We start from the raw sequence: 15,782 nt of genomic DNA on the forward strand, positions 1-15,782 counted from the left end.
GCGCGGGGAGACTCAGATGACCAATGCTCCGATCTGCGTCGAAACCGCCAAGCCGACGCAACCTTCTGAAGTTCCTCCTTCCGGCGGGCCCGGTATGGCGGAGAACCCGCCGGTTCAGCGGCGCTCATTCCTCCGGCGCGTGTTTCCCGTGGTTCTGATTGCTGTCGTTGTCTTTGGGGCTGCTTACGCGGGATGGGAATATTGGACTCAGTGGCGCTTCGAGGTTTCGACCGATGACGCCTATGTGCAAGCAGACGTGGTCTCCATCGCGCCGCAGGTTTCGGGCAATATCGCGTCGCTGTTCGTCAACGACAACCAGCGTGTGAAAGCCGGACAGGTTCTCGCCATCATCGACCAGCGGGACTATCAGGCGGCGGTCGACCAGGCGCAGGCCGGCGTTCAGAATGCACAGGCCGCGATTGCGACGAACGAGGCTCAGATCTCGCAGCAGCAGGCTGTCATCTCCGAGGCGCAAGCGACGATCGAAGCCGATAAGGCTTCGGAAGTCTTCGCGGCGCAGAATAACCAGCGATATGGCGCGCTCGCCACCGAGGGCTACGGATCGGTCCAGGACGAACAACAGGCGGTGTCCCAGACGGCGACCGCGAAGGCCACCACAGTCAAGGATGAAGCCGCGCTCGATGCGGCCCGAAAGCAGGTCACGACCTTGACCGCTCAGTTGACGCAGGCAAAGGCGATGCTCGCGCAGAACCTGGCGATCCTGCAGCAGGCCAAGATCAATTTTGGCTACACCACCATCACTTCGCCGGTGGATGGCGTGATCGGCGATCGCACGTTGCGCGTCGGGCAATACGTCCAGCCGGGCACCGAGTTCCTCGCGGTCGTCCCGCTTGCCGAAGCCTACGTCGTCGCCAACTTCAAGGAGACGGAGCTTGCGGACGTTCGTCCCGGGCAGCATGTCACGCTCGAGGTCGACACCTTCGACGACACCACGGTTCGCGGCTTCGTCAACAGCGTCGCACCAGCGAGCGGTCAGGAGTTCGCGCTGCTGCCGCCCGACAACGCCACCGGCAACTTCACGAAGATCGTCCAGCGCATCCCGGTCAAGATCACCATCGACTCGAGCGATCCGCTCGCAGGCAGGCCCCCGGAATGTCGGTTCTCGCTACAATCGATCTCCGCACAACCCCGGGTCGAAAGCCGGTGCCATGAGCAGCGCGGCCCTGACCGTCGATGACGGCAGCGAGCGGGCGTCGCTCAAAACATGGATCGCGGTCTCCGGCTGCATGCTGGGCGCTCTTATCGCGGTGCTCGATATTCAGATCGTGAACTCGTCGCTTCCGGAGATCGAAGGCGGCATTGGTACGGGAAGCGACAACGGCACGTGGATCTCCACGTCCTATCTCATCGGCGAGATCATCATGATTCCGCTAACCGACTATCTGAGCCGCGTGTTCGGCTTCCGCCGCTTCCTGCTGACCAACGTCTTCCTCTTTCTTGTGTTCTCGGTTTCCTGCGCCTTCGCGACGAGCCTCGGAGCGATGATCTTCACGCGCGGCCTCCAGGGCTTTACCGGCGGCGTCATGATCCCGATGGCCTTCACCGCCGTGCTGACAAGACTGCCCGAAGGACAACGGCCGATCGGGCTCGCGGCATTCGCGATCACCGCCACCTTCGGCCCCGCAATCGGACCGACGATCGGCGGCTACCTGACGGAGCATTACGGCTGGCCGTACATCTTCTTCGTCAACGTCATTCCGGGCGCGGTGATGCTCAGCCTGCTGTTTCCGACGCTTGAGCACGCGCCGATGAGGCTCGGACTCCTGAAGGACGGTGACTGGTACGGCATTGGCACGATGGCCATCGGGCTTGCCTGCCTGCAGACCGTGCTCGACGAGGGCAACCAGGACGACTGGTTCGGCTCGCCTTATATCGTGCACCTCTCGATCGTCGCCGTCGTCATGCTCACGGCCTTCATCGTGATCGAGCTTAGAAGCGCGGCGCCTGCGGTTCGGCTTCGACTGCTCGCACAGCGAAATCTTGGGCTCGGCACATTCGCCAACACGCTCGTCGGCTTCGCGCTTTTCGGGTCTGTCTATGTGTTGCCGGCCTATCTCGACGCCGTGCAGGGTTACAATGCCGAACAGATCGGGCTCGTGCTCGCCTGGTCCGGCATGCCGCAGCTCTTCATCATTCCGTTCGTTCCTGCACTTTTGAAACGCTTCGACGCGCGTTGGATTGCTTGCGTCGGCCTCGCCGTGTTCGCGATAAGCTGTTTCATGAATGCGACGCTCAGCTTCGACTATGGCGGCGACCAATTCATGACCACCAACATCGTGCGCGCGTTCGGCCAAGCTCTCTTGCTTTCGCCGCTCTCAGTCATCGCGACGTCGGAAATCTCGCCCAAGGATTCAGCCGCGGCCTCGGGGCTTTTCAATATGCTGCGGAGCCTGGGCGGGGCGATCGGTACGGCGGCGCTCGCTACGATCATCACCAAGCGGGAGCAGTTTCATTCCAATATCATCGGCCAGTCGGTGACCCCGTTCAGCGTCACCGACCAGTCGTTCCTGACGCGCATGCAGCACTACTTCGAGGCCCATGGCCTACCGGACCCGGCACGCGCTTATCATCAGGGGGAGATACTTCTCGGCAATCTCGTCCAGCAGCAGGCATTCATCATGGCCTTCTCGGACGCGTTCTATGTGATGGCGGTCGTTCTTCTCACCGCAGCGGTCGCCGTTGTGCTGACAAAGCCGGTCCGGACTTTCATGAAGAAGACGCATGCGTCATGAGCGCAAACGAGCGAGCCGCGTCATCCGTCGCAGACATTCTTTGACTAGGATGTCGGTCGCGGATCTGAGGCATCGCCCGGCGCGCACCGGACGACGATGTTGTACTCTCCGACGTCTTCAACCCCGCTGGTGTTGCTGAATAACGCCCAGCCGCTTCCATTGGGAGGAATGACAAACTTAACTTGATCGGCGACCGGGTTTTGCGAGTTGGACGGAGTCGCCTCATCCAACGAAAAAACCGTTGTGATCTGCTGGCTGTCGACCGCCGAAAGGATGAAGCTCAATTCGCGATGACCGGTGTTTGATTTGCGAACGATCATCAGCGTATCGCCAGCGCGAAATCCGCTAACGAGCCCCGAGCCGAGCTGTCCTTCCTCGTCACCCGAATGATTGACCTTGACCCTCAGGTCGAGAGCGCCAGCGTTGGCCGCAACACAGCCCGCCGCATTCGGCTTAAAGAGGGCCCACTCAGTGTCTAACGGCGACGCCTGCGCCGCCGCGCATAAAAATGCGACGGTTACTGACGACACAAGGAGCGACTCGCAACGCATTACGGCACAACCTACGCTTGTGAACTTCAACTACTTTATCTCGGCACAACCACGCCAACGTTAACTATCTTATCATTAACCCCTGTTCATAACTTGCGTCAAGACGCTGAAAGGGGTGGATAAAGAAAGCTTTTCTTCATTTGTGACCCAGATGCGTCACCTCCGCAGCGACGGTAGATGCCGTCTGTGGTCGGAATAGACGTATACTGATGGTTGTGTCATTTTGCGTGGCGATCCACTTTTCAGTTGGTAAACGGCGCGGTTTTCCAAGCGCCGTAGCGCGCGTATCGAGGGCGGGGGAAGTGCGCACCGGCAGATGCCGGTGCGTTCGTAGCGGGTGGAAAAAAACGTTCCGTTTGGAAGTCGTGGGGCAAGGCGGGGACCCATTAGTCACTGCTTGGCGCCGACGTTTTCCCGCGTTTTCGTCAGTCGTATCGCCAATCGCGGCGCGGCGATCCGTGATCGTCGCTCCAACGAGCGTGGCGATGGCGCCAGCCCCAATACTCGCCTTCGTGGCGCTGCCACCGGTAGTGATCAGAGTCTTCGCGATAGCGTGGCGGCTCAAAGTTCCGATGCGCGGAGGGCGGCGCGCCGTAGCCTGTCCCAGGGCGGTTCCAATCCGCGGATGCGGAACCGGCGCCAAATGTCAGGGCCAAGGCAGCGAGTGCGGTTGAGAAAGCAAATTTGGAAATCATGTGGGGCTCCCAGTGCAGCGGATCGATCTGCAGCGGGCCACATATCAACACGCGGGAATGGAATGGGGTCTGAATGGAACCGTTAGTCGGCATTTATCGCCGTGCCTGCGGTTCGCCATGAATGCGATGTCGGTCATATGTGTGCGGCGAACGAATGGCGTGCGGTGCGTTTCGCTCTTCAACGTCGTCGCGATTGGCGCAGCCGATGACATGGAGAGCGCTCGCGGATACGAATTGAAGCATCCGCGAGCGGCAAGAAACGTCCGTGTGCCGATTACAAAACTCAGGATACGGCTTTATCGATGTCGATCATCTCAACGACGGTCGTCGAAATCACCGAGGCGGTTGAAGCAATTCTGGAGTTGCTGCGAGCGGAACATCTGATCGCGCGCCAAATCGGAACGGGGAGCATAGCGGCACCAGCGGAAATGGCCGCCGACTTCGGTGCTCCATTGCGGACCGCGAAAACCGCAACGGAATCTGTCGTTGGCTTCGGCCTGGACCTGGGCGATGCGAGAGTAGAGTTCGCAGCTTGCGCGCTTACCCTCGACGTCGCCGCGCCGGTCATCCTTGCCAAAGCGGAAGCTGAAGCCGCGGTCGTCGAGACGAAGAGATTGGGCGCTTACGATCTGTGTTGAGCACACGATGAGTGCAGCGGTTAGGGCAAGCCTTGAGATACGCATGTCGTCTCCGGGGTTGATGTATGTCGCGATGCCGTAGCCGCGAAATGTGGCCCGACTATTACGCGGCGATGTCCAAGCGCTACGTCTGAGCCGAAAGTCTCGCCGATCTTCTAGTGAAACGCTGTTCGAAGACGATCGCAGTTGCGAAATGCGCTGGTGTGTGGCTCGACAGGCGGAGCGATCGAGGTGGCATCGCAGTGCGTCGTTTCATCAGAGAGTCTTTGATCGATCGCAATCGGAGCACTACGAAAATCGATCATACGCGCGATGCAGTGCAGCCAAAGATATTGCGGGACTACACGAATGACTTCGATCCATATAGAACTCTGAAGTCGATAAGCCTGAAAAAATATGAGGTTGAGGAAATGCCGACTTATAAAGGTGAGTGTTTTTGCGGTGCGGTTAAGCTCGAAGCGACCGGTGCGCCCGAGGCCAGTGGCTACTGCCATTGCAAATCGTGCAGGTCGTGGTCCGCGGCGCCCGTGAATGCATTCACGCTCTGGAAGCCGGAGGCGGTGCGCGTGACCGAAGGAGCCGATCTCATCGGCATGTTTCAGATGACGCCGGTTAGTGAGCGAAAGTACTGCACGAAGTGCGGCGGCCATGTGATGACCAACCATCCGCCCCTGGGCCTCGTCGATGTCTATTCGGCGATGCTGCCGACGTTGCCGTTCGAACCGAGCGTGCATGTCAATTATGCTGAGACGGTTCTGCCGATGAAGGACGGGCTTCCGAAGCTGAAAGATTCCCCGGCGGAGTTCGGCGGCTCGGGTGAACTCATCGCGGAGTGAATCCCAGAGGCGTATGTGTGGTGGTCGATTGAAGCGTTCACGTCTGTGGACGCTTCTTCGCTTTATTGGCGCTCATCAGGTATGGGGAGAGCACACACGGAGCGGACTGCGCGGCACCGGGTGCGTCGGCAAATTCGTTTGTATATCCGAGTTTGATCAGACCTGATAAGAGCTGAATATTCCCTGAATATCGGCGGGAAATCGGCGCGGCCTCACGGCGGCTGATAGCCTCATAGCCATTGCCGAGCGAAAGCCCAATCTGAATACCAACGGCGGTAGCGCGGGTTCGGATTGAAACTAAATCGGGCTCCCCGCGTTTTAGCGATAACAGGGCGGCGGCCCGTTCCCGCCGAATGGAGGAAAATATGAGAAAATATATCGGTCTCGCTGCAGCGCTAGTCGCGGCTTTGCCGCTCGCGACGTTCGCTACGACGGCGGATGCGCGCAGCGGCCGCCATGGTGGTGGTTGGCACGGCGGTCACGGACATTACGGTCACGGCTACGGCCGGGGCTACCACCGCGGTCGCGGCTATTGGCATAACGGCAGTTGGATTGCACTCGGCGTTGGCGCTGCCATCGTTGGTGCGGCAGCGGCAGCGGACGACTGCTACTGGCGCCACGGCCGCCGCTATTGCTACTAAGGTCTAATCGCCTTCTCTGATGATCGCCCCGGTTCTAACAGGCCGGGGCTTTTTCTTGCTTGTTCCTCAGAATTGCGACGGCGGCTCTTTCATAAGCCGAGGGCATAAACCCGAAGGTTTTTGCACAGGGACCTGTGCAATACTCGTTTTGTGTGGACTTCGCGCGCGTCGGCGTTGGCCTGTTGCGTCCCTTTGTGCTGGATTCGCGCCAGTTGTGGGAGGTTGCGTCATGTTCGGTACGACAGTGTTGAAGTTCGCCGGGTTCGCTTTTGTCGTTCTTGCGTCCGCCAGCGGCATTGCCGGCGTCGATAAGACGACGGCGACACATCCAAAGAACCTTGAAATTCCCGTGGCGCTCGACAGCAATTCGCTGCTGGTCGCAACGCTTGCGAATGGCGAAATCGAGACGCATTGGATGGCGCGGGATGACTGCGAACGCGTCGCGTCGGTTGTCGAGTCGGGCGGGTACGTTGCAGGCGTCAGGCCGGACGGGGTGCGGATGACGATTACTCAGGCGAACTGCAGTACGCGCAGGATCGAAGTCAATTCCGGGCCGGTGGTGCTGAATTCGTCTCAGATCCGGGACTAACGCCGACGCCGTGTGCGACGCGGGCTCATGTCGAGACGCGAGCGCACTGCCGTCGGCAGGATGACGGTCAGATTGCTTCGCCGCCGGCAAGAGACGCCGGCCGGGAATGGCCGAGCGCCGGGTGGTGGCTGAGAAGCGTAAGAAGACCGCTCTCGGCGCTGCGGACAGGATTGCAGTCGAGGAGCGATTCCGGCGCGGAAATGTCGATCATCTCCGAAGCGTGCACGAAAACCGCAATCCGCGCGGAACGAAGAGTGCCGACTGGCAGGACAATACCTTCCTCGACGCGCATCACCCATAAAGTCAGCGATTTGGCTCCCGGCCCTTTGACGACAATCGACGTAACCCGATGGCGGGCGTCGATACCTCGCGTTTTTCCCGCGCGAGCGATTGCATCCTGCAGCATCGCGTTGCTTCTGCTGTCACGCGCCGCAAGTTCGTCCTCAAGGCAGAGAAGCGTGCAGCCGTCGAGCATGTCCTCGGCGGCGGCGTTGACGTGAAGGATTTTACGGGTCGTGTCTGTGAGGATAATGCCGACGTGCATTGGATTGAAACAGCCAATGGCGCAGTGGCGTTCGAGCGGTGTGAAATCAAGAAGGGCCGCGATCACCGCAGCCTGCTGAAGGTGCGGCGACAGCGTTGCGATCGTCTCGGCCTCCATTTGCGAATACGCTCCAGTTCCTGCCGGGCGGAGAATCATGAGCAAAGAGGATGCTTGAACCGTTTTCGTCAACGGGACGATGGCGATATCTTCTCCTGGAGACCCGGCTCTCATGCCGAGTGATGCGAGCATCGGCATGTCCGGGTCGGCCAGCGGCGCCGCAATCGTGATCCGTCCGACGTGCGTCTCGATGTTCCAATGGGCCTGAAGGCGCAGTGCATCTTCGCCGGGGACATGGGCGATGATGGCGGCGGCGCAGCCCCTGACAAGCCTCGCGGTTTCGCGCAAGACAGCATTCCAGCGGCTCGGTTCGAGGGCGCTGTCGTAAACATCGCCAATAAAATTGAGGGGGCCGCGTTCGGCAGCAAGATCGACCGCTGTCAAAGGCGCCCCCCTCGTTACGAATGCAATATCAATGCGTAAAAGTAAAAGGTAGCTGCAATGCAGCAATCTTGATCAGGACAAGCGCCGTTTGGCATCACCCGTTTGAGTGATCAGTGAAAAGATTCACTCGACCGTTGCACGGAATCTGCTGGTTTGATCCGTATCCGTCTCTTTTTTGGGCAAGTCAATTCGAATTGCCAAATATGATCGGTGTTCAGATCGTTTTGGATTGGGCGGGATATCGGCGGGCGTTTCAGGCTGCGTTCCGCTGGACCTCATTGCCGGCGCGCAGAATTTTGCGGATGACGTCAGCCGGTTCGGGGCGGTTGAACAAAAAGCCTTGCACCAAAGTACACCCGTACTCCTTGACGATGTCGAGCTGCTCGTTGGTTTCGACGCCTTCGGCGGTGGTGCGCATCCCGAGCGTGCGCGCTAGGTCGACGATCGTCGCGAGTATGGCTCGGGCTTCCATCGAGACCGCGAGATCTCGGACGAAGGACCGGTCGATCTTGATCTTCTGAAACGGCACTTTCGTCAGCGAGCTGAGCGAGGAATAGCCGGTACCGAAATCGTCCATGGCAATCTCAACGCCGAGGTCGCAGATCTGACGCAACACCTCGGTTACGAAGTGGACGTCTTTCATGATCATGGATTCGGTGATTTCGATGGTCAGCCGGTGGCTTGGCAGACCTGACTCGGCAAGCGCGGCCTTGACGGTGTCGACGAAGCTTTCGGCTTCGAGTTCGATGGCGCTGATGTTGACCGAGACGCTGGTGTGTTCGGGCCACGACATGGCTTCCAGGCAAGCTTGGCGAAGCACCTTCGCTCCGAGATCGGCGATCATGCCGATCTCTTCGGCAATCGGAATGAAGTCTGCTGGCGAAGCAAGGCCGAGCCGGGGATGGCGCCAGCGCAAAAGGGCTTCGGCGCCGACGGGCAGCATCGTTTTGAGGCTGAATATCGGCTGGTAGTGCAGCTCGAAATCGTTGTTGATGATGGCTTCACGCACTTCGCCTTCGAGCAGGTTGCGGGCCTTCACCTTGGCGTCGAGTTCGCGTTCGAAGAGGCGGTAGGTTCCGCGCTGGTCTTCCTTGGCTGCATAAAGGGCGAGGTCGGCGAGGCGGAAAAGCTCGTTGGGATCGCAACTGTCGTCGGGCGCCATGGCGATGCCGATGCTGCCGCCGCAGACGACATCCTTGCGACCGATGCGGACCGGCTCGTTGAGGATCGAGATCAGGCGCTGGGCGAGGCGGATTGCGCTCGAAGGGTGATCGAGATCGACGATCAGCACGGCGAATTCATCGCCGCCGAGACGCGCCACTGTATCGGTCTCGCGCAGCGCTTTCTTCAGCCGGTCGGCCACGACTTGCAACAGTTCGTCGCCGGCGGCGTGGCCCATGGTGTCGTTCACGACCTTGAAGTTATCGAGGTCGAGGAGCAGCAGCGCCATTCGATCGCCGCGTTTGGCGCGGGCCATCGCAAGCTGCATCCGCTCGGCGAGCAGATGGCGGTTGGGGAGCGATGTCAGCGCATCGTGACGCGCCATGTACGCGGCCTTCCGATCGGCCTTACGGCGTTCGGTGACGTCGATGGCGGCGATCAGCAAGGCTTCGTGACCCTCGTGGACGAGGGGGCGGACATAGACTTCGACTTCCATCGAACGGCCGTCGCGGCGATAATGCTTGAAGAGCTGAGCTTCGTCGGTGGGCGTTGTGTTCTGGACGCCATTCTCGAATGGCAGGACCAATTCTGCGCCCTGGATTTGGCGCAGCGAGATGAGCGAGAAATCCTTGCGGGAATAGCCGTAGTGGGCGACGGCAGCGGTGTTGACGGCAAGGATCGCCATCTTATCGCGGCTGACGACGAACATCGGCAGCGGATTGTTCTCGAAAAGAAGCCGGATCGAGGCTTCGCGCTGTTTCATATCGGTGATGTCGATGCGCAGACTGATCAATCCGCCTTCGCTGGTACGGCATTCCTCGATCAGGTAGCAGCGTCCGTCGTCGAGAAGCTGCTCATGGGCGGCGGCCGGCGTGCGAAGGTTTTTGATGCGCTCGGCGAGCCACGCCTGTTCGCGGCCGAAGGCTTCCGGGTACATCTGGCGCTCTAATCCGATGCGGACGGCTTCCTCGAGGCTGCCGCCGACAACGAGCGTATCGATCGCACGGTGATAGATCTGCGCGTAGCGCTTGTTCCAGGCGACATAGCGGTTGTCAGCGTCGAGAATGACGATGCCCTCGGGAAGTATTTCGATCGCTTCCCTTAGCCGATTGTGGGCTTTTTCGACCTCGGCCTTTTGTGCCGACATCGCATGTTCTTGCGCCTTGAGATGCTCATTCAGTTCATCGCGAAGCGCGATCTCGGCTGACAGCAGGTCTTTCAGGCGACCCTGAGAGTCGATCGTTTCGGCGATCAGCATCACGGTCACAAAGACAGTCAGGATCCGAAGCTGTATGAGTTGGATGTCGGTGAGCCAAGCTGTCGGCAGGGTATGTGTATCGCCGGGGAACCCAGCCGCCGTGCAAGCGAGAACGATTGCCGACATCAACAATGCCGCCGCTGACGTCGCGCCGGATCCGAGTCGGCATGCGATCAGGACGAGGATCGGCAGGACGATAAATCCGACATTCGAGTGGTTGACTGCTAAAACGAGAAGCATTGCAAGGACGAGGGCAACGAACAGAACGTAAGATTCCCAGCTGGCGGCGGAAGACCGGGGAATATGTGTTTCCTGGCGAAGACGGACTAGGGCCGGGGTCACGGTCAGCAAACCGAGCAAATCGGCGAAGAGCCAAGAGGTGAAGGCATGCAGCGTGGCGTTTCCGATTGTCAGCGTGGTGACGACGGTCGCAACTGTTGAGGCAATGGTCGAGCCCACAAAGGCGGCGATCAAGAACGATATCAGAAAATGGACGTTGCGAAATTCGAACGGTTCCTGTTCCCGCAGCTGCAAAATGCGGAACGTGGCATAGATCTCAATGGTATTCGTAACCGCGAACCCGATATTGGCGGCCAAAACGCGGTGGGCGAAGATATTCGCGACGATATTCGCGAAAAATGCGAGTATCAGAATCTGGTCACGTCGCCACGGGCGCTTCGCGAGGATGAGGCCGGCAAGGACGAGTCCGTTCGCGGGCCAAATGGTCGCCACTCCGTCGCTGTTCTGCGTGAATGCGGCGGACAAATAGGCGACGATGCCGAAGATCGCCGCGATGACGATTGCGATCGTGAGGCCGTCGTTATCCGCAGCGTAAACTTTTACGGATCGAGATAAAGTCCGGGCCCCGCCTACCGCCATGACAAACGCTTTCGTTCCCCATCAGGCCGCGAGCCTGAGCATTCCTATTCCAAATTGGAAACCCGGATTGGGTTCGGAGTGATAATTGCCAAATAAATCAGCAGTCTCGATCCCCTTCACCCGACTTTAGATCAAGCTGGGCCTTTTTTATTAATTTTGGGTCAAGGCGGATGGTCCGGGCGCCGCGAGTTGCGGCTGTTCTATTGTGTCAAAATGCCCGAATCTGCAATTCCCGTGATTGCGGGGCATTTGGCGTTGAATGTAAATTTTCATTTATTTTTGTTCGGGCAAGGGGATGCGATTCCGCGGCCATAGGCTTATGTATGGCCAATCCGGCGGGATGAAATACATCATTTGGCAGAATTCGAATGACGATAGATTCCATCGGCTGGCCGCAGGCCGTTGCCCTGATGCTGCTTCTGCAACGCGGGCTTGAAGAACTTTATTCACAAAGGAATACCAGGGCACTGACTGCCCAAGGCGCGCGGGAGGTGGGACGTTCTTATTACCCCGTGGTCGCGACAACGCATCTCGCATGGATTGCGAGCATATATTTTCTTATTTCGTCGGATGCGCCGATTTATACGGCGCTCGCGGTTGTGTATCTAACGCTTCAGATTATCAGATATTGGGTCATCGGCACGCTGGGCCGTTATTGGACGCATCGGATTTTTACTCTCGATAAAGCGCCGATTGTTTGCCGTGGGCCATATCGGCTTATCCGGCATCCGAATTATGCGGTGACGATCGCCGAGACATTTCTATTGCCGATGGTATTTGGATGTTTCGCGCTGGGCGTGATCATGGGGGCCGTATGGTCGGCCGTCCTGGCCTATAAAATTGTGTTGGAAGACGAAGGGCTGTTCGAGCGGCGACGATGCGTCGAGGTGGAACACGGTGCGGCGCGGATTTGACGGCGGGGCGCTTGGCGCAATCGTTCCGACAAGAACCTGCCGCGCTCGAAACGCTCTAGAGATCGAGCGCGGCGAAGTAGGCTGAGAAGCCGGGGCCGAACGCCGCGAGAAGGTGGCGGCCCTTGTCACCTTCTTGGATCGCGCGCGCAAGAACGAACAGTGCGGTCGGCGACGACATATTGCCGAAGTCGCGCAGCACGGTCCAAGAATGTGCAATCTCCGCCCGATCAAGGCCAAGCACCGATTCCGCCGTTTCGAGGATCTTTCGTCCGCCCGGATGAAACAGAAATCCCCCGAAGTCGGATATCTTCATGTCGTTGCGATCGAGGAATTGGTTGGCGACGTCGGCGAGATTGGCGCGCATCAACGCGGGCAACTCCGGGCTCAGGACGACGCCGAAGCCATCGTCCTTGACATCCCATCCCATGATGTGCCGGGTGCCGCGCCAGGTGTGCTCGCCAAATGCCACCAGCTTCGGTTTGGTCATTCCGTCATGTCCGGATGAGGCAGCGTTGCCGTCAGCGGTGCGGAGGATGACGCCTGCGGCTCCGTCGCCGAACAGCGCAGCCGAGACGAACATCGCCGTGCTCGGATCGTTGGGGCGGATGCACAAGCTACAGAGATCGACCGTGATGAAGAGGACGTTGCAGCCAGGCCGGGCTTGGGCGAGACGGGCGGCGCGGGAGAGACCGGCGACGCCGCCGCCGCAGCCGAGCCCGAAGATCGGCAGTCGCTCGACGTTCGGTGAGAAATCCAGACGGTTCATCAGAAGCGCGTCGAGGCTCGGGATCGCGAGGCCCGTTATCGTATTGGTGACGAAAGCGTCGATGTCGGAGAGCTTCAGTCCGGCGCGCGCGACGGCATCGAGGGCGACGTTTTCCAACAGATCGAGTGCGTGCTTCTGATAGACCGCGGTTCGCTCTTCCCAGGTATGGCGTTCGCGATACCAGGACATCGGCTGGCACATATGGCGGTGATGGACACCGGTGTTGGCGAACAGCCCTTTCAGCCGCGAAAAATGCGGAAACACTTCCGAAGCGTTGGCGAGCACTTCGTCTTGCGAGAAGCGTCGTGGCGGATTGGCTGTTGCGATCGACAGGATCTCGACGGGAATATCGCCGGACGCGCGTCGGCGGGCGAGCCGGAGTTCCGGCTTATTGATCGGGAGAAGGGTCATGATCGGGAATTATCTCGTTTGGGTTCAATACTGGGTTCCGATTGCCTGATGGAGGATCGTCGGCCCAGGCGGGCTGAACGACGGCGGCGATCGAAAGGACGGCCAAGACAAGCGCTGCGAAAGTGGATCGCCTCATGTGCATGGCCGTTTCCAACTCTTTCCCCGGACAAAACCCGAGGCGGCAGCGGGAGGGTGTTTTGTCGGTCTCGTTGGGGACGGTTGCTGTTCCCCAGGGAACAGCGTTTGGATCGGAGGGGAGGGCGTTCGGCCGCAGCAATCGCTGGAGGCCGCGTATCGGGCTTAAATGCGCGAGCTATGAGCGTGCGACAGTTCGCGTCTGCGAAATCGGACCATCCGACGCCTCGACGTGGGACACTTTCCGTAACATATGCGGTTACTTACTAAGCTGTTTCCGGATTGCGCGGCGCAGCGAGGCACGACGGAGAACGTGGCGCATGGATGCGAAAGCCGGCGGTTTCGACAACGTCAGCGCGGCCCCCGCTGCGTTGACGCCGGCTCAGGTTCGCCTCGTGCTGTTCGCGTTGGCGATGGGCGGCTTTGCGATCGGGACGACCGAGTTCGCATCGATGAGCCTCTTGCCCTATTTCGCGTCGACGTTCGGCATCACCGAACCGATGGCGGGACACGCGATCAGCACCTATGCGTTGGGTGTGGTGGTCGGAGCGCCGTTGATCGCGGTGCTGGCCGCGAAGTGGGCGCGGCGCAAGTTGTTGCTTGTGCTCATGGTGTGCTTCGCCATCGCAAACGTGTTGACGGCGTTTTCGCCGACCTACGGCATGATGGTCTTCTTCCGGTTTCTGAGTGGCCTGCCGCATGGCGCATATTTCGGAGTTGCAATGCTGGTTGCGGCGTCCATGGTGCCGCCGAATGCGCGGGCGCAGGCCGCCTCGCGCGTGCTGATCGGCCTGACCATCGCGACGATTATCGGTGTTCCGGCGGCGACATGGATGGGGCAGGCGCTCGGATGGCGGGTCGGGTTCGGGATTGTCGGCGTGTTGGCAGCGCTTACCGTACTTCTCGTGTGGATGTTCGTGCCCGCGGATAACCAAGTCGAGGGCGCCAGCATGACGCGCGAGCTGGGGGCGCTGAAGCGTCCGCAGGTTTGGCTGACACTCGCGATTGGCGCCATTGGATTCGGCGGTATGTTTGCCGTCTACTCTTATCTCTCGTCGACGCTGATGGAGGTGACGCACGTCGAACCGTACGTCGTACCGATCGTGCTTGTTTTCTTCGGACTCGGCATGACGATAGGGACGTTCGTTTGTGCGTGGCTCGCCGACCGGGCGTTGATGGCGACGACCGGAGGGCTGTTGGTCTGGAGCGCGTTTTCGCTCGCGCTCTTTCCATTTACGGTCGGAAATATCTACGCGGTGACGCTGGTGGTGTTCATGATCGGCTGCGGCGGTGGACTTGGGGTCGCCCTGCAGACGCGTTTGATGGATGTCGCGGAAGATGCGCAGACGCTCGCTGCCGCGCTCAATCATAGTGCGTTCAATACGGCCAATGCGATCGGCCCTTGGCTCGGGGGCCTCGCGATCGCGAACGGTTATGGCTGGAGTTCGACGGGCTTCGTCGGCGCGGCGCTGGCGGTCGGCGGATTGGCGTTCTGGGCGATTTCAATCGCGACCGATCCCAACGGCGGGCGGCATGTCGCGCATCATCAGCCGGCGGCGGGGGAGTGAGCGTTCGTCATTCTCGAGCGGCGGAGCTACGCGAGGCCGTCCGGGAATCCAGCACAAGAAGTGCCGAAGGCTCCAGTATTGAGTCTTCGACAAATTTTATGGCTGGACCCCCGGCCTTCGACACACATGTCGCGCGCAGCCGAGGATGACGAGCAAAGCGTTGTCAGCCCATATACCAGCCGTGGCTGGCGGTGATGCTCTGGCCGGTGAGTGCATTCGTTTTGAAGGCTGCGAGGAACAGCGCGACATCGGCGATGTCGTCGACGGTCGTGAATTCTCCGTCGACCGTGTCACCAAGCATGACTTCCTTGATGACGCGATCCTCAGAGATGCCGAGTTCCTTCGCCTGCTCGGGGATCTGCTTGTCGACGAGGGGCGTGCGCACGAAACCGGGGCAGATGACGTTGGAGCGGACGCCGTGCTTGGCACCTTCCTTCGCCATCGTGCGTGAGAGCCCGAGGAGGCCGTGCTTCGCGGTGACGTAAGCCGACTTCAGTGGTGAGGCTTCGTGGCTGTGCACGGAGCCCATGTAGATCAGCGAGCCGGACTTCTGGGGATACATATATTTCACGCACGCTTTGGTGCAGAGGAAGGCTCCGTCGAGGTGGATACCCAGCATCTTCTTCCAGGCGGCAAAGGGGAACTCTTCGATCGGATGCACGATCTGGATGCCGGCGTTCGAGACGAGGATATCGATGGTGCCGAAGGTGGCGGCGGCTTTCTCGACACCGGCGTTGACCTGGTCTTCGTTCGAGACGTCCATGGCGACCGCGATCGCATCCTTGGCGCCACCGAGCTCTTTCGCGGCGGCCGTCGCGGCGTCGATGTTCAAGTCCGCGATGACGACGCGTCCGCCCGCTTCGACGTAACGCCGGGCGATCTGGTGGCCGATGCCGCTTGCAGCGCCGGTGACGAGTGCAACCTTGCCGTCGAGTTTCATGA

At 59.9% G+C, this 15,782-nt stretch carries 14 protein-coding genes; 8 read left to right on the forward strand and 6 right to left on the reverse strand.

Annotated elements, in window-relative coordinates:
* Positions 1-16: 16 nt before the first annotated feature.
* Together WC811_RS18060 and WC811_RS18065 are read left to right on the forward strand one after the other, a co-directional pair.
* The gene (locus WC811_RS18060) at positions 17-1,198 is read left to right on the forward strand and encodes an HlyD family secretion protein (protein WP_372646772.1); all 1,182 of its coding nucleotides are present in this window, start codon (positions 17-19) and stop codon (positions 1,196-1,198) included.
* On the forward strand, positions 1,170-2,753 hold the full coding sequence (locus WC811_RS18065) for a DHA2 family efflux MFS transporter permease subunit (protein ID WP_372646773.1): 1,584 nt from the start codon (positions 1,170-1,172) through the stop codon (positions 2,751-2,753). The genes WC811_RS18060 and WC811_RS18065 overlap by 29 nt, the downstream gene beginning before the upstream one ends.
* Before the next feature lie 44 nt (positions 2,754-2,797).
* On the opposite strand, the gene WC811_RS18070 is transcribed toward WC811_RS18065, so the two are convergent.
* Both WC811_RS18070 and WC811_RS18075 read right to left on the reverse strand, forming a co-directional pair.
* Positions 2,798-3,283 carry a hypothetical protein gene (locus WC811_RS18070; RefSeq protein ID WP_372646775.1) on the reverse strand — a complete coding sequence of 162 codons (486 nt, stop codon included), beginning with the start codon at positions 3,281-3,283 and terminating at the stop codon, positions 2,798-2,800.
* Positions 3,284-3,729: 446 nt separating this feature from the next.
* The gene (locus WC811_RS18075; RefSeq protein WP_372646777.1) at positions 3,730-3,999 is read right to left on the reverse strand and encodes a hypothetical protein; all 270 of its coding nucleotides are present in this window, start codon (positions 3,997-3,999) and stop codon (positions 3,730-3,732) included.
* Between the two features lie 302 nt (positions 4,000-4,301).
* Here WC811_RS18075 and WC811_RS18080 point away from each other — a divergent pair, with 302 nt between their 5' ends.
* The 4 genes from WC811_RS18080 to WC811_RS18095 all read left to right on the forward strand — a co-directional run bounded on the left by WC811_RS18080 (position 4,302) and on the right by WC811_RS18095 (position 6,703).
* Positions 4,302-4,637, forward strand: a complete 336-nt coding sequence (locus WC811_RS18080) for a hypothetical protein (RefSeq protein ID WP_372646778.1) — start codon at positions 4,302-4,304, stop codon at positions 4,635-4,637.
* A 410-nt stretch (positions 4,638-5,047) separates the two neighbouring features.
* Positions 5,048-5,473, forward strand: a complete 426-nt coding sequence (locus WC811_RS18085; RefSeq protein WP_372646779.1) for a GFA family protein — start codon at positions 5,048-5,050, stop codon at positions 5,471-5,473.
* 365 nt (positions 5,474-5,838) lie between these two features.
* Positions 5,839-6,114 carry a hypothetical protein gene (locus tag WC811_RS18090; protein ID WP_372646780.1) on the forward strand — a complete coding sequence of 92 codons (276 nt, stop codon included), beginning with the start codon at positions 5,839-5,841 and terminating at the stop codon, positions 6,112-6,114.
* 229 nt (positions 6,115-6,343) lie between these two features.
* Positions 6,344-6,703, forward strand: a complete 360-nt coding sequence (locus WC811_RS18095) for a hypothetical protein (protein WP_372646782.1) — start codon at positions 6,344-6,346, stop codon at positions 6,701-6,703.
* 67 nt (positions 6,704-6,770) lie between these two features.
* On the opposite strand, the gene WC811_RS18100 is transcribed toward WC811_RS18095, so the two are convergent.
* Positions 6,771-7,748: a PAS domain-containing protein gene (locus tag WC811_RS18100; protein WP_372646783.1), complete on the reverse strand. Its 978-nt coding sequence runs from the start codon at positions 7,746-7,748 to the stop codon at positions 6,771-6,773.
* A gap of 253 nt (positions 7,749-8,001) precedes the next feature.
* Positions 8,002-11,046, reverse strand: coding sequence for an EAL domain-containing protein (locus WC811_RS18105; protein ID WP_372646784.1), 3,045 nt, complete (start codon positions 11,044-11,046; stop codon positions 8,002-8,004).
* Positions 11,047-11,414: 368 nt separating this feature from the next.
* Between WC811_RS18105 and WC811_RS18110 the strand changes: the two genes are divergently transcribed.
* Entirely contained in the window at positions 11,415-11,960 is a 546-nt protein-coding gene (locus WC811_RS18110; protein WP_372646785.1) for an isoprenylcysteine carboxyl methyltransferase family protein, read from the forward strand.
* Positions 11,961-12,015: 55 nt separating this feature from the next.
* On the opposite strand, the gene WC811_RS18115 is transcribed toward WC811_RS18110, so the two are convergent.
* Positions 12,016-13,137, reverse strand: a complete 1,122-nt coding sequence (locus WC811_RS18115) for a type III polyketide synthase (RefSeq protein ID WP_372646786.1) — start codon at positions 13,135-13,137, stop codon at positions 12,016-12,018.
* A gap of 455 nt (positions 13,138-13,592) precedes the next feature.
* Here WC811_RS18115 and WC811_RS18120 point away from each other — a divergent pair, with 455 nt between their 5' ends.
* Positions 13,593-14,840 (forward strand): MFS transporter, encoded by a 1,248-nt coding sequence (locus WC811_RS18120; RefSeq protein WP_372646787.1) that lies wholly within the window; start codon positions 13,593-13,595, stop codon positions 14,838-14,840.
* Positions 14,841-15,003: 163 nt separating this feature from the next.
* Here the strand turns inward: WC811_RS18120 and WC811_RS18125 are convergent, their stop codons facing one another.
* Positions 15,004-15,780, reverse strand: coding sequence for a 3-hydroxybutyrate dehydrogenase (locus WC811_RS18125; RefSeq protein WP_372646788.1), 777 nt, complete (start codon positions 15,778-15,780; stop codon positions 15,004-15,006).
* Positions 15,781-15,782 lie beyond the last annotated feature (2 nt).

The sequence above is a fragment of the Hyphomicrobium sp. genome (assembly GCF_041659645.1).
GTDB lineage: Bacteria > Pseudomonadota > Alphaproteobacteria > Rhizobiales > Hyphomicrobiaceae > Hyphomicrobium_B.